We start from the raw sequence: 14,279 nt of genomic DNA on the forward strand, positions 1-14,279 counted from the left end.
CCCTTTACGATCCCAGCATGGATATGGCGGCGATCATCAATTCCGCCACGGTGGTAAACGGCAACACCGTGTTGACCCTTGCCGCCGGCCAAACCATCACCATCCTGGGCCAGACCGGCGACGTAGCCGGGTGGTTCGGTTAACAAACCATAGCATAACGCCACCTGCGTTTAGCCGAACGCAGGTGGCGCTAGAGGAGCCTGCATCCGCTATAGGGTTGACCCTTGCCCCCGGCCAAACCATCACCATTAATACCAAGCTGCGATGAGTCCCACCCGTCGTAGCTTGGTATCGCGGCCACTGTTGCCGTAAGGCATGTGCCGCCGGCAATTGAGGGAATGCAAAATCTCCCCGGATCGGTCACGATCAAGGGAGACAGGTATGATCATGCATGGGGCAGCCTCATCACCTGTCGCCCGCCCTCAAAAAGCCGTGTCCGTCCCCTCATCAGCCCAATGGGCGGCCTTGCTTGTCTGCCCGATACCGGGGTTAAGGCAGTTGCAAGGGTCCAGCGCCTTGTAGAACGCCCGCAGGGCCGGCTTGGCCTGATAGAGATGCCCGACATTATGTTCTGCCGGATATTCGGCCCGCCGCGCGTCCAGCAATTTCCACATCTGATGTTCAATGGCCAGCGGATCGCATCCCGGCGCCACGATGTAATCCTGATGAAAGACATGGCAGAGGAAATGCCCGTAATAGAGTTTTACCGGTAGCAGCCGATCCAACGCGGCAGGCAATTGTTCCAGCCAGTCCGCATCATTACGGCGCAGCGCCACATCCAGCGCCACCATGCCGCCCGTGGTGCTGGCATGGACCGCGCGGTAACGTATGGCTGCTCCGGCGGCGGCGAAGCGATGTAGAAAAGCTTTCGCTCCTTCTTCCGCCGTGCATTCGAAATAAGCCCCCTCGGCCGTCTGGAAGAACTCTTTCAGGAAGGCCGCTGTTTCCGCGATGCCGGGGCCGGCGACTTTCAAGATCAGGTGATGTTCATAGCGGTGGCGGAATTCGGCCATCCGCCGGGGCAGATGCGGGGGAAACAGGCGGCTGATCGCCTGCAGCACCCGGTCACTGAGATGGGCGGGCAGGAAACCCAACCGGTCGGCCAGGGCATCGAAGCGGCTTTTCAGACCGAACAGGAAAGGCATCCGCGTGGTGCCGAAATGGTTGATGGCCAGGAACGTGTCCTTGCCATAGCGTTCCGCGATGTCATAGGCATCACGGTGCATATACTCCCCCGCCACGGGCATATGCTTGAAGGTAGAGAGGATGTGGCGGCGGATGCCGGTCAGCGTCTGGGGCTGGTTGCCGCCGATATAGAAAACCCGGGTTTCCGGTTCGGCCGGAAACGTATCCAGCCGCACCGCAAACATCAGCAACTTGCCGGCGCAACCCGCCACTTCCCGCAAACGCGACGGATCGGCATTGAAACGGGCCGGGCTGTCGGCATCGATATCGCGCACATGCTCCTTGTAGAAGCGGTCTGACGCGGCCCCGGCATCGGGATCAATGTCGGACGGCGCATAGGCACCCGCCTCCAGCCGGGTCAGCATCTGTTCCGGATCATCGGGCAGCGTCACCCCCAGATGATTGACCAGCCTCAGCACCCCATCCGCCCCGACCTGGCCGAACAGCGACAGTTCGGTATAGGCCGGGCCGCGCTGGACCAGGGAGCCGCCGGAATTATTGGCAATACCGCCAAAGACGGAGGCGCCGATACAGGAGGAGCCGATGACGGAATGGGGTTCCCGCCCCAAGGGTTTCAGCAGTTTCTCCAATTGGTCCAGTGTTGCGCCCGGCAGGCAGATGACCTGTCGGGCGTCCTGGATCAACTGTACCTTCCGCAGGCGTAAGCAATTGATCAGAATAATGTCGCGGTCATAGTCATCGCCATCGGGGGTGGAGCCACCGGTCAAGCCGGTATTGGCCCCCTGCATGATGATAATCTTGCCGGCCGCCACGGCGGCCTGGGCGACCCGCCATTGCTCCACCAGACTGCCGGGCCGGACAACCGCCAGCACCCGTCCCCCACCGAACCGATAGCCCATGCGGTAACGCCGGGTGGCTGCATCATCGGTCAGCACATGCCGCCGCCCGACAATTTCCCGCAGCCGCGCCAGAAAAACACCGGCGTCGGGCGAGACGGGCAGGGGGGATGACATCTTGTCGGTTGATGGCGCCAGGGACATCAGGTTTCTCCATGCCGCGTGGCCGTTAGCGAAAAGTGTGCAGTTGCGAAATAAGCATTTAACCGGTAAATATGTCAAATAAGCTGGCAAACCTATCCGAGAGCTATATGGTTTACTCGCCATACTAATAGGTTCCAGAAATCCATACAGCACACTACCGGGATAATATCCTGGGGCAGTCCAGCAACCAAATGAACTCTGATCTCTGTCAGTAAAGGATCGGGACGTGAAGTCGATGCGCAAGATCGCCGCAGTCGGGGCGCTGCTGGCACTGGTCATCATCCTCTGGCTGGCGACCCGCCCGCCACCGCTGACGGTGCAGGGCGAGGTGTCGGCCGACCGCTATGATATCAGCCCGCGTGTGGCCGGCCGTGTGCTGACGCTGGCCGCGAATGTGGGTGACAATGTCAAGAAGGGTACCGTCCTGGCGGAGCTGGAAAGCCCGCAGCTGGCGGCCAGCCTGCTGGCGGCGCGGGCGGCACTTAATGTGGCCAATGCCGATCTGGCGCGGGTCAGCAGCACCCGGCCGGAAACCATCGCGGCGCGGCGGGCGGAAATGGCGGCCGCTGCCGCCGACGTCAAGCTCTATCAGGAAAGCTATGACCGTCAGGTCAAGCTGATCAGTTCCGGGGTTAGCGCCCAGTCCCGGCTGGATGAGGCCGCCCGCAACCTGGAAGCGGCCCTGCGCAAGCGGGACGCGACGGGGGCGGCCGTCAAACTGGCCACCGACGGCGCCAGCCCGGAGGAAAAGGCCCTGGCCGAAGCGCAGGTGAAACAGGCGGAGGCCGCCCTGCACCAGCGGGAGGTTGACGTTGCCGAACTGATTATTCGCGCTCCGGTGGATGGGCAGGTCACCACCCGTATTGCCGAACTGGGGGAGAATTTCAGCCCCGGTTCGCCGATCTTTTCCCTGGTCGATCTGAGCGATGTCTGGTTCACCTTCAATCTGCGGGAAGATCTGCTGAAAGGGCTGAAGGTGGGGGACGGGTTCACGGTGACCGTGCCGGCTGTGGGCACCAAGCCGCTTCCTGTGCGGGTCACCATGATCAATGTTCAGGGGCAGTATGCGACTTGGCGGGCGACCCGTGCCACGGGTGATTTCGACCTGCGCACCTTCGAGGTGCGGGCCAAGCCGGCAGAACCGGTCACCGGCCTGCGACCGGGGATGAGTGCCATTGCCGATTGGGCGGCGCGGGATCGCTGAAATGAAGGGACATGGCGGCCATCAACCGGGTTTCACCCTGGTCTTCCGGCGGGAACTGGCGCGTCTGCGCCGCCGGCCATTGCTGCTGGCATTGACCACGCTGGTGCCGCTGGCCCTGATGACCGTGCTGATCCTGATCTTCAGTCAGGGACTGGCCACGCGGCTGGCCATCGGCGTGCTGGATCTCGACGGATCGGACCTGTCGCGCACCATCGTGCGCACCGTCGATGCCGCACCGGAAACGGCTGTAGCGGTACGTGTGGCCGATCTGGCGGAAGGGCGGCGGATGATCCTTTCCGGGCGCATTCACGGCTTGCTGATGCTGCCGCATGATCTGGAGCGCGATGCGCGGGCCGGACGTCGGCCGGAAGTGGTGTTTTTCTATAATAATCAGACCATGACCAGCGGGGGGCTGGTGCTGCGCGGGGTCAACGGGGCCCTGTCCACCGTGGCGGCTGGAATCCGCCTGTCGCTGCGCACGGCGCAGGGCCAGCCGGTGGAAGGGGCCCGCGCCGCCATCGCCCCGATCCCGGTGCAGAACCACGCCCTGTTCAACCCCACCTTGAACTATGCCCATTTCCTGCTGGCAGCGCTGATCCCCAGCTTGCTGCAGGTGGCCATCTTCACCGGCATGGCCTATGCCGCTGGCCTGGATCTGGAGACGATGCACCGGGTGCGCATTCTGCGCCGGCTGGGCGGCGGGATCGGGCCGGCCCTGGCGGGCAAGCTGCTGCCTTATACATTGATCTATCTGGCCGTGCTGGGCCTGGCGGATGCGGTACTTTTCGACGTGCTGGGCCTGCCGCTGCGCGGGCAAGGTTGGCTGCTGTTGCTGGCCAGTGTGCTGTTCATCCTGGCCTGCCAGCTTGCGGGGCTGCTGCTGGCCCTGCTGTTGCGGCCGACGGCCATGGCGGTCAGCATTGCCAGTATCCTGACCGCACCGGCCTTTGGCTATATGGGGATCGGCTTTCCCCGCATCGGGATGAACGCCTTTGCCCAGGGTTGGGGGGCGCTGCTGCCCGGCACCTGGTATCTGACCGCCCGGATTGACCAGACATTGCGGACAACGCCGCTGGCCCTGTCCTGGCAGCCGGTCGGCATTCTGGCTGTCTTCGTCCTGGCGCTGGGATTGTTGTCGGTGGCGCGGCTGCTGCAACTGCGTCGGCAGGCCGGCAAGCGGGAGGTATGAATGCGGGAGCTGCTTGCCATTGCCTGGGGGGAGTTGGGCCGCATCTTCCGGCTGCGGCCGGTTTTTTCCGTGCTGGTCCTGGCCCCGCTGATCTACGCCGCCTTCTACCCGCAGCCCTATCTGAACGAGGCCTTGCGTGACGTGCCGCTGGCCGTGGTGGATCAGGATGGCACTGTCGCCAGCCGTGAGTTCGTGCGCCGCGTCGATGCCTCGTCCGACGTGGCGGTGGCCGCCGTGCTGCCCGATCTGGCGGCGGCGGAGCGGGAGGTTCTGGCGCGACAGCTGGACGGGGTGCTGCTGATACCCCGCAATTTTGAGCGCGATCTGCTACATGGAAGGGCGGCGCCCGTGGCCCTTTACGCCGATGCGTCCTATCTTCTGCTCTATCAGCGCCTGGCAGGCGGTGTCACAGGTGTGGCGCGTGCCTTCGGAGCGGAGGTGGAGGCAGGCCGGCTGGTCGCCACGGGTGTCGATCCAGGGGTGGCCGCGGCGGCCACCGACCCGCTGCCCTTGACCGCCGTGGCCCTGTTCAACCCACAAGGGGGATATGCCACCTATTTGCTGCCGGCGGCCTTCGTGCTGATCCTTCAGCAGATCCTGCTGATCGGCACCGGGCTGCTCTGCACCTTGCCGCGCGGGCAGGATGCTGTGGCGGTCGGACCGGCAGCCCTGGTGTTGGGCCGGTTGCTGGCCGTGCTGCCGCTGCAATGTCTGGCCTTATGCTTCTATCTGGTCGCCATGCCCTGGTTTCTGGGCATTCCGCGCTTGGGCCCGGTATGGCTGATCCTCTTCACCGCCTTGCCTTTTGTGCTGGCTGTGGCGGGGCTGGGGCAGGTGATCGCCGCCCTGTTCCGCAAACCGCTGACGGTGCAGCTGGTCATGGCCGCAATGGGGTTGCCCTTCTTCTTCATGGCTGGCTTTGCCTGGCCACCGGAGGCGATTCCGGAATTCGTACGACTGCCCGGCCACCTGCTGCCCAGCAGCACCGCCATTGAGGCATTGGTGGCGGTGGCGCAGATGGGGGCCTCGCCGGCCGATATCGGTCGGCATGTGGCCCTGCTGTGGGGGCTGGCCCTGGGCTATGGCCTGCTCGCCATGCTGTTGACAGCATGGCGAGGAACCAAGCACCAACGGTAAAGGCTCAAGGTCACGGTTCCCATCGATTGTTACCGGGTCAAGAGCTGCACCGGACCCAGCAGGCCTGACGGGATCAGTGGAGCCTCTGCGGTATAGGCGGGTGCCTGCGTATAGGTGATTTTCTCAGCACCGGGCTGGGCGTCGCCGATCAGACGATTGCCCCAGAGATTGGTTACCCGTACCTCTATCCGGTTGCGGCCCGGCTTCAGCAGGGATGTGATCTCGGTCCGGTAAGGCGGGTGCCACAACAGGCCCGCCGCCTGTCCATTGATCATGATCTCCGCCATCTCCCGCACGTCGCCCAGGTCCAGCCAGATTGGCTGCTTGTGCGCAGTCATGGTGGCGGGAAGGTCAAATTCGCGGTGATAGCGGGCGGTGCCGGCGAAATAGCGGATGCCCGGTTCCGGCATCGCCGTCCAGGAGACAAGCGTGTCGAACCGGTGTGCGGCCGGGGCACCCCGGCCGGGCTGGAAGCGTACCTCCCACGGGCCGGTCAAGGGCAGGGCGGGGCGCAGGGCGGGTGCTGTCAGGGCCAGACTGTCGGCTGTGGCCGGTTTGCGGAACAGCACGAACAGCGCCTCGTGCCCTTCCAGCGACAATGGCACCTGGGTGCGGCCATCGGCGATCTGGTAGGCGGCCGGTTCGATCGACCCGGTTTCCGCCCGCGCCAGTTCCGGCGCCTTGCCGCTGACCCGGAAGCGGATGGGGCCGGTCAGGCGCTCGGCGCTGCGGTTGCTGACAAAGTAAAGATCGCCATCATCCAACTGCCGGTGCAGCACTGCGAGATTTGCCGTCAGCGGGCCGGCATCCCAGTCCGGTGTCAGTTGCCGGGCCTGCAGCGCCGATGGCAGGTCCGGCAGGATGCGGCCTGATGCCCAAAGTTGGTTGGCCAGCGCCTGGAAAGCCGCCGCATCATCGGCAAGGCTGGGGGAGCCCAGCGGCTTGGCACCGACAATCGTGGCCCCGGCTGCCGCAAGCTCGGCAATCCGGCGCAGTACGGGCAGGGTCATCCGCTGGCTGCTGCCGCCCAGCACCAGCAGCTTGTAACGGACCCCGCTTTTGGCCAGCAGATCGCCCTTATCCACGGAGAGCTGGTTCAGCAGCGCATCGGCACCGACAAAATCAAAGCCATGGCCCGCCGGCAGGTCGGCCGGTGGCGCATCACCGTAAAGCCCGGTGATCGGCGCCTCCTCCCCATAGAAATAGGCGATGTCCTGCCGGGAGCGGCCCTGTTGCAGCAGATAGGCGGAGCGGGCGAGATAGTCGGTCCAGCCGCGCGCCTGCTCCGCCCAGGTCTCTGTGCGGCTGAAATATTGCCCCAGCACCGGGGCCAGCGCCAGGCCGGGTGCCCGCCCGTCGGTGAAGGGTTGATGCGGTGAGGTATGAATGATCGGCCGGGTGACACCCAGGGCGAACAGGGTATCGGCGGTGGGCTTCAGGTCGCGGGGGGAAAAGGCCCAGGGCTGGCCAAAGGCCGTGAAGGCCTCGGCGGCCACCAGTTTCTTGCCGTAAATATGCGCGACGGAGGCCGCCCCCTGCAGATCGGCAACAAAGGTGGGTTTCGGCGCGCCGCCCTTCGGCAGGGTCCACATGGCGCCCATGGGAATGTCGGCGTGCTGCCGCATCTCCATATCATCGCCCAGCTGGGGGCGATGATCCTCCAGCGCTTCGGCGTAATAGCGCAGCCCATTTTCCCGCGCCACCCGCGCCAGGGTGCCATAATGTTTTTCCGCCAGCAGTTCCGCGATGGTGCGGCGGAAGTCCCAGAGGAAACGGTCGCTTTCGTCGGCACCGCCGATGATCTGGCCGGTCAGGGCGGGCAGCCAGGGCAGAGCATCATAACCGCGACGGGCGCGGAATTCGGCCAGCATATTTTCCGTCCAGTTCTGTGGACCGGATTCGATGCTGTCGCTCAGCAGGGCGCGGATACCTTTGTCGCCGATCAGCCCATCCCCCACCGCCGCGCGGTACAGGCCGAAATAATGGTTGGCGTAATCGGCGACATGCTGGGCGCTCAGCTTGTCCACCTCCAACCCGGTCGCCTCCGCTGGGGCGGGGGCGTTCTGGTGCCCGGTCAGGGAATAGCCGAAGCGGACCACGCGCCATTGTCTGGCCGGCGGGGTCCAGTCCAGCGTGCCGTCGGGCCGCAGCCGGTTGGTCAGATCTACCACATCGGCCGCAGCGGGGGCGCTGTCCACCGCCGCCGCCGGGGTGGCCAGGGCGTCATAATCATCGGCAGCGGCAAACCCCGCCTTTTCCTCCGCGCGGTGCACGCGCGGTGCGCTGTCCAGCCGGAATTCCGACAGGCGATAGAGGGCCGGCGGTGCCGGAAAGCGCGGCATCACGACACCGGCCGCAAAGGGCGGCGGCCCCCCGGCCGGTGCCGCCGACACTGACAAGGTGAGGCGGAAATGCCGTGCGGTCACCGGCGCGAAGGCGGCAGAGCGCACCGGGGAACGGGTGGCCGGCAATGTGGCGACGGGGCGGAAGGAGACGCCATCATCGCTTGCCTCCAGCCGGATCAAGGGCGGGGTGGCGGCGCCGAAGCCGCGGGCACCGGGCTGGCCGACCACCACAGAGCGGATGGTGACGGGCTTCTCGAAGCTCTGCATCACCCAGGCAGCGGATTCGGGGCCGCTGAAGGGAAGATCGATGGTCGGCCCGAACTGGTCATCCGCCAGCATCCCGGCCGGCACCGTGCCGCTGCTGGCGGTGACGTGCGGGCTGGGCAAGGGTTTGGCCCTTGTCGGCCAGGCCAGCACGGCAATATCGCGGTAGAAGGCCGGCCCCACACCCGCCCCCGGCTTGATCGTGGCCTGCGGAATATCCTGATAGGGGCCGGCCGTGCCGGCGGGCTGGGGCAGGGCGGGCCGCTGCGGCTTTCCGCCCGACAGGGTGACACTGCTCCAGACCAGTTTTTTCATTGCCGCTTCGGGTTTGACCCAGGGGCCACCCGTCGCACTCCACCCCGGTGAAGAGGCGATGGCGACCTCCAGCCCCAGTTCCTGGGCCTTGGCGACGGCACTGCGCAGGGCGGCCTTCCAGGCCGGCGACATATAGATCAGCCGTTCGGGGACCAGCTGCGGCGTTTCCAGATTGCCTTCGAAAATCTGCACGCCGCCGATGCCGGCCCGCTGCATCCATTCCAGATCAAGTTTCGCCCCATCCGCGCTGATATTGCCATTCATCCAGTGCCACCAGACATGGGGACGCGCGGAGGCGGGCGGGGTGCGGAACTGCTGCTCCAGTGTGCCGGCGGCATCGGCAGCCATGGCCGCCGGGGGCAGCAGCAGGGTTGCGGCCAGGGCAGCGGCGCGCAGGGACTGATACCAACGGTCATCCTTCATGACCGTTGGTAATGCTGCGACGGCCGCCGCGCCGTTCGTGCGGCGTAGCCAAGCCAGCGGATGCTGGCGCCGGCGATTGAGGGGCACGAAAGCGTGACCTTTGGTCATGATTTCGTGCCGCCGGTATGAAGCGTGATCATCAGGCTCACTCTCCAAAGTCGTTCATTTATGTGCAAGGGGGGGGGCGAACAGGCCCTGCTGGGGGGCGCCCCTGAAGCGAGCGGCGCCGTTGGCCGGCGCCGGGAGAGATCAGTTCTTCAGATAGGAGGTGATCATCGTGCAAAGCTCAATGATCACCCAATCCGGATGCTGCTGCGGTTTGGTGGGGCGCGGCATTTCGGGGGTGAGCTGCCAGGCCAGGGCAAAGAAAATCATCAGCATGGAATAGGAGGCCTTCCGATCCAGATCGCCGGGAATATCCGTGGCATAGACCGTCAGCGCCGTATGCAGCCGCTGCGCCGCCCGCTGTTCATGCGTGTCACCCAGCATGGCGGCGGCCGGGTCGGTGGCAGCGCGACGGATATTCAACCGGATGAACAGGGAGTGCTTCTTCAAGACCTCAAAAAAATCACGAATATACAAGGAGATAAACTGATCAAGGCTGCTGCTCTGCTCCAGCGAACGCTGTTGCACCAGCGTTTCGCCGGCCTCGATCTCTTTCATCTCCGCCTCCAGCACGGCGCGGACCAGATCATCCTTGCTGGCAAACCGGTGATAGATGGAGCCGATCGAGACTTTGCCGGTCATGCTGACATCGTTCAGGGTGAAATCTTCCCCATCGCGTTCCAGCATCAGGTTGCGCGCGGCGGCCAGCATCCGTTTCAGGGAAGCCTGGCTGCGCCCCTGTACCGGCCCTCGTTCCGCGGGCGCAAGCGCCGGATCGTCCGCCGGTGCCACCGCCATTGCATGGCGGGCACGGGGAACGGCTTGTGCGCCCTTGGACGATTTCACCTGTTTGATCATCAGCATTGCTTACTCCGAAGCGTCCATGTTTCGCAACCTCTCTCGGCAGTGCCGTCCGTTGCGCAACATCGCAAGATACCCGCCCCGGCAAAGGAATGGTGCCGGTGAGACGGGGAGGCAGAATTTATATTTTATCTAATTATATCAAATCATTGACCCCTATTTTCGTTTTCCCGACCGTCGCCGTGCGGGCGGGTTTTCGTGATTTGGCGACGGAACAATCAAGAGCGCTTGACATCCGTTCCTGATCACCATACTAAAATTATATTCCAATTCTATATCGACGCAAGAGAATATCCCAACCAGGGAGGTCGTCCATCAGCCGCAGGGAGAAAGGTCGGTCACGGCACATGCCCGTGGCATCGCGGCGGCGCACCTGAGCGGGGGTTGCCTAAACAAGACAAAACAGAGGGAGGTCCAAGAATGAAAAACCGTAAGACCATCAAGATGCTGCTGCTGGCATCCTGTGCCGTCATGGCACCTGCAATGGCCCAGGCGCAGGAGGGTGCGACGGGAGCCACTGCGCAAGAGGATGTAATCGGCGAGATCATTGTCACCGCGCAGCGCCGCAGCGAAAGCGTGCTGAAGGTGCCGGCCAGCGTATCCGTTGTCACGGCAGATGTCCTGACGGCCAATGGGGTCAGCGATCTCAGCACCATCACCAAGCTGACGCCCAGCCTGCAGACGGGCAGCGATGATAGCTTCTCCATCCGGGGCATCGGCACCAATACCTTCTCGCCGACCGTCGAATCGACGGTTTCGCAGGTCATTGACGATGTTGTTCTGGGTATCCCCGCTTTCGCTGCCGGTGCGCTTTATGATGTGCAGCGGGTGGAGGTGTTGAACGGCCCGCAGGGTCTGCTGTTCGGCAAGAACGCTTCGGCCGGCCTTGTCAATATCACCACGGTTGATCCGAAGCTGGGGGAGACCAGCGGCTATGTGAATGCTGAAGGCACCAGCCGCAGCCGCCCCGGTTCCGACGGGCTGGGCATTCGTAACCAGGCGGCCCTGAATGTGCCGATCACCGACACCAGCGCCCTGCGCATTGCCGGAACCTACAGCTCACAGGATGCGCTGACACGAAACCTGGGCAAGCCGGTGGGCCGGAATGATGGTGATGTGGAACAAAAGGCCATCCGTGTGAAGTTCCTGGCCGATCCCGGCAATGGTCTCACGGTCAATCTCGGCGGTGATTACTTTAAAAATCGGGGTGTTTCCGGCTTCTGGGACGCCACCTACCGGTCGCTTGGTCCCAATACCCAATATCGGTCCATCCTGGCATCGGCCGGTGTGGTGCCCGGTCCCGACAATCTGGACATGGCCACCGATGGCCCGGCCTGGCGCGATCTGGAAATGGGCGGTGCACAGGCCAAATTTGCCTATGCGTTCGACAATGGTCTGGAAATATCCAGCATTTCTGCCTGGCGGAAACTGGACCAGTCTTATGCCAGCGATTCCGACCAGACCCCTGTCAATTTCCTGAACACCAACACCAATGCCAGCCAGTATAATCAGTTCTCTGAAGAACTGCGCGTTGCATTGCCGGATGACGGGCCGTTTGGTGGACAGGCCGGTCTTTATTACTTCCAGAGCAATACGGATAATCAGGTCCAGCGTGGTGGTTTCAATAATCTGCCCGCGCCCGCCTTGCCGCAGTTCCCCTTCTGCATTGGCGCTACCGTAACGGCGGGACCGCCGCCGGCCTGCAGCGTCAACAACCTTTATTTCCTGGGTCAGGATTCCAGTCTGCAGAGCAAGGTGCGCAGCTATGCCGGCTTCGGCCAGTTCAATTATGCCCTGACGGAACAGTTGAAACTGACCGCCGGCGGGCGCCTGACCTATGACAAGGCATCGATCGAGTTGATCGAAAATACCGGAAAATATTTCGTCACGCTCGGCGTGCCCAACAATGTCAGCAGGAGCAAGGTCGACAATACCAACTTCAGCTGGAAGGTTGGTCTTGATTACGATGTAGTGCCGGACACCCTGCTCTACGGTTTCTATGGCCGGGGCTATAAGGGGCCGGGCTTCTCCAACTCCTCGCCGGCACGGGGGGCGGATATCAGTGTGCAGCCGGAAATCTCCAAAGGTGGGGAGGTCGGTATCAAGTCGGCCCTGCTGGATCACAAGCTGGTTGTCTCCACCGCCGCCTTCTACACCCGCTTCAGCAATTTGCAGGTTCAGGCCTTTAATGAGGCGCTGCAGACCAGTACCCTGGCCAATGCGGCGACCGCTACCACCAAGGGTATTGATGTCGGCCTGCAGGTGCGTCCGGCGCGTGGGCTGACCTTTGGCGCATCCCTGTCCTATGTGGATGCCAAGTTCAATTCCTATCCGGGCGCACAGTGTTATGCCACGCAGCCGGACTCCAGCTGCGCCATCAATGCCACCTTTGATGCCAGCGGGCGGCGCGTGCCCCTGTCGGCGAAGTTCACCAGCACGCTGACGGCGGATTACACCACCCCGTTGACGGAAAGCCTGGATGGCTCGGTGGGCGTCACCTATTACCATCGCTCGCCGCTGAATTCCGGCTTTGCCCCGGAAATGACCATCCCCAGCACCGACCGGTTCGATCTCAATCTCTCCATCAAGGCGGAGTCCTGGTCAGCCGGCCTGTTCTGCAAGAACTGCTTCAACCAGATCCGGCCTTTCAATATCGGGAATGAGCCGGGCGATGCGGTGAATGCCAAGACCCTGACCCTGGTTCAGCGCTTCAATTACGACTCTGTCCGCACCATTGGCGTGCGCATGGGCGTGAACTTCTGAGTGTGCCCCGGCCGGGGGCGCGTATTCCCCCCGGCCGGGCGACCGGTACCTTGAGCCAAGAGGGAGTGCAACGCCTTGAGCGCGTTCAAATATGGGGTGTCGCTTTACAGCTACACCGAAGATCTGGGCACGGTGATGAGCCTGGAGGATGCCTTCGACCATGTCGCCGGCACAGGCTCCACCGGTATCGAGATCCTGGGCGAAACCAGCATTCCGACATATCCGGAGCCGACAACGGCCTGGCTGGATAGTTGGTTTGCCCTGCTGGACCGGTATCAGCTGGAGCCGACCAACATGGCGGCCTGGGTGGATACCCGTATCACCATCGGCCGCAATATGAGCGTCGAAGAGGGGGCCGCACAGATTGCGCAGGATTTGCGGCTGGCCCATCGGCTGGGCTTCAAGTTCCTGCGCCCGAAATTCGGCGTGATCGATGGCGAGCTGACGCCCGATCCGATCTGGCAGCCGGCGGTGGAACGCAATCTGGATCTGGCCCATCGGCTGGACATTGTGATCCTGCCGGAAATCCACTCCCCCACGCCGATCAAGCACCCGGTGACGGATGCCTATATCGCCTTCATCGAACGCACGGGCACCAAGAATTTCGGCCTGATGATCGATACCGGCATTTTCCAGGACCGTCCCTTGAACAAATGGGGCGGGGGGGAAACCGATGAAATCCGCAAAAAGGCGTTGAGCTTCCTGAACGGCATCAAGGTGCCGGTGGAACATCTGGCGGATGTCATCCAGTACGTGCCCTTCATCCAGGCCAAGTTCCACCATATCGATGAAAATCTGCACGATCACCACATCCCGTGGGACCGGATCGTGCCGATGCTGAAGAAGCTGGGCTATGCCGGCTATCTGTCCAGCGAATATGAAGGGGCCCGCGACCCCTGGGTATCGATTGAGCAGGTGCGCCGCCAGCACGCGCTGATCCGCAAGCTTGAAGCCGAATACGATGCCGCGCACGGGGGGAACGTCCATGCTTGAGCGCAGCCATATCCAGAGCACCGGTTTCCACAATATCGGCCCGGTGGGGGCGCGTACCGGCTTTGAGGTGCGTATCCGTCAGCCGAATTACCGCAGCTCCCGCCTCAGCCTGATCGAAGGTGTCGATCTGGTGATTGACGGGGTGGAATATCCCGCCGAACAGGGCCGCATCCGCGTGGGTGACCGGGAATATAGCCATGCTGAGATGGCCGAGGAAACGGTGGCGCGCCTCTATGTCGGCACCTATTTCACGGTGATCGTGCCCAAGGCGGGCGGGCTGGCGCCGGGCGTCCACCATGTCGCCAGCTCCATCCGCTTCCGCCATCCCTATTTCCCGCCGGAATTCCAGCCGGTTTTCGTGCGCGATGCGCGCCACGCCACGATCATCCTGCCCTGATAATTCCTGAATTTTTGTGGGTTATTTCAATAGGATAAGACCGAAATCGGTCATTCCCCAGTGCAAAGCAGGCGGGAATGATCGATGGCGGGACAAT

The 14,279-nt window shown here is 63.2% G+C and carries 9 protein-coding genes; 6 read left to right on the forward strand and 3 right to left on the reverse strand.

From position 1 onward, the window contains the following. Nucleotides 1-422: 422 nt before the first annotated feature. Complete coding sequence (dld, locus tag GE253_RS13820; RefSeq protein ID WP_153204951.1) at nt 423-2,159, reverse strand: D-lactate dehydrogenase; 1,737 nt, start codon at nt 2,157-2,159, stop codon at nt 423-425. 262 nt (nt 2,160-2,421) lie between these two features. Here dld and GE253_RS13825 point away from each other — a divergent pair, with 262 nt between their 5' ends. The 3 genes from GE253_RS13825 to GE253_RS13835 are packed head-to-tail and all read left to right on the forward strand — an operon-like array spanning nt 2,422 to nt 5,716. Continuing rightward, nucleotides 2,422-3,390 (forward strand): HlyD family secretion protein, encoded by a 969-nt coding sequence (locus tag GE253_RS13825; RefSeq protein WP_153204718.1) that lies wholly within the window; start codon nt 2,422-2,424, stop codon nt 3,388-3,390. 1 nt (nt 3,391) lies between these two features. After that, nucleotides 3,392-4,579, forward strand: coding sequence for an ABC transporter permease (locus tag GE253_RS13830; RefSeq protein ID WP_153204719.1), 1,188 nt, complete (start codon nt 3,392-3,394; stop codon nt 4,577-4,579). Then, nucleotides 4,580-5,716 (forward strand): ABC transporter permease, encoded by a 1,137-nt coding sequence (locus GE253_RS13835; protein WP_153204720.1) that lies wholly within the window; start codon nt 4,580-4,582, stop codon nt 5,714-5,716. A 29-nt stretch (nt 5,717-5,745) separates the two neighbouring features. On the opposite strand, the gene GE253_RS13840 is transcribed toward GE253_RS13835, so the two are convergent. Then, the gene (locus tag GE253_RS13840) at nt 5,746-9,063 is read right to left on the reverse strand and encodes a glycosyl hydrolase (RefSeq protein ID WP_153204721.1); all 3,318 of its coding nucleotides are present in this window, start codon (nt 9,061-9,063) and stop codon (nt 5,746-5,748) included. 249 nt (nt 9,064-9,312) lie between these two features. Next, entirely contained in the window at nt 9,313-10,032 is a 720-nt protein-coding gene (locus GE253_RS13845; protein WP_153204722.1) for a TetR/AcrR family transcriptional regulator, read from the reverse strand. 417 nt (nt 10,033-10,449) lie between these two features. Here GE253_RS13845 and GE253_RS13850 point away from each other — a divergent pair, with 417 nt between their 5' ends. From GE253_RS13850 to GE253_RS13860, 3 genes are all read left to right on the forward strand, one after another. Then, nucleotides 10,450-12,792 carry a TonB-dependent receptor gene (locus tag GE253_RS13850; protein WP_211101455.1) on the forward strand — a complete coding sequence of 781 codons (2,343 nt, stop codon included), beginning with the start codon at nt 10,450-10,452 and terminating at the stop codon, nt 12,790-12,792. A gap of 75 nt (nt 12,793-12,867) precedes the next feature. Further along, entirely contained in the window at nt 12,868-13,785 is a 918-nt protein-coding gene (locus GE253_RS13855) for a TIM barrel protein (RefSeq protein ID WP_153204723.1), read from the forward strand. Continuing rightward, nucleotides 13,778-14,182 (forward strand): DUF6379 domain-containing protein, encoded by a 405-nt coding sequence (locus tag GE253_RS13860; protein ID WP_153204724.1) that lies wholly within the window; start codon nt 13,778-13,780, stop codon nt 14,180-14,182. The genes GE253_RS13855 and GE253_RS13860 overlap by 8 nt, the downstream gene beginning before the upstream one ends. Nucleotides 14,183-14,279 lie beyond the last annotated feature (97 nt).

Origin of the sequence: Niveispirillum sp. SYP-B3756, assembly GCF_009495745.1 — a bacterium.
Classification (GTDB): Bacteria; Pseudomonadota; Alphaproteobacteria; order Azospirillales; family Azospirillaceae; genus Niveispirillum.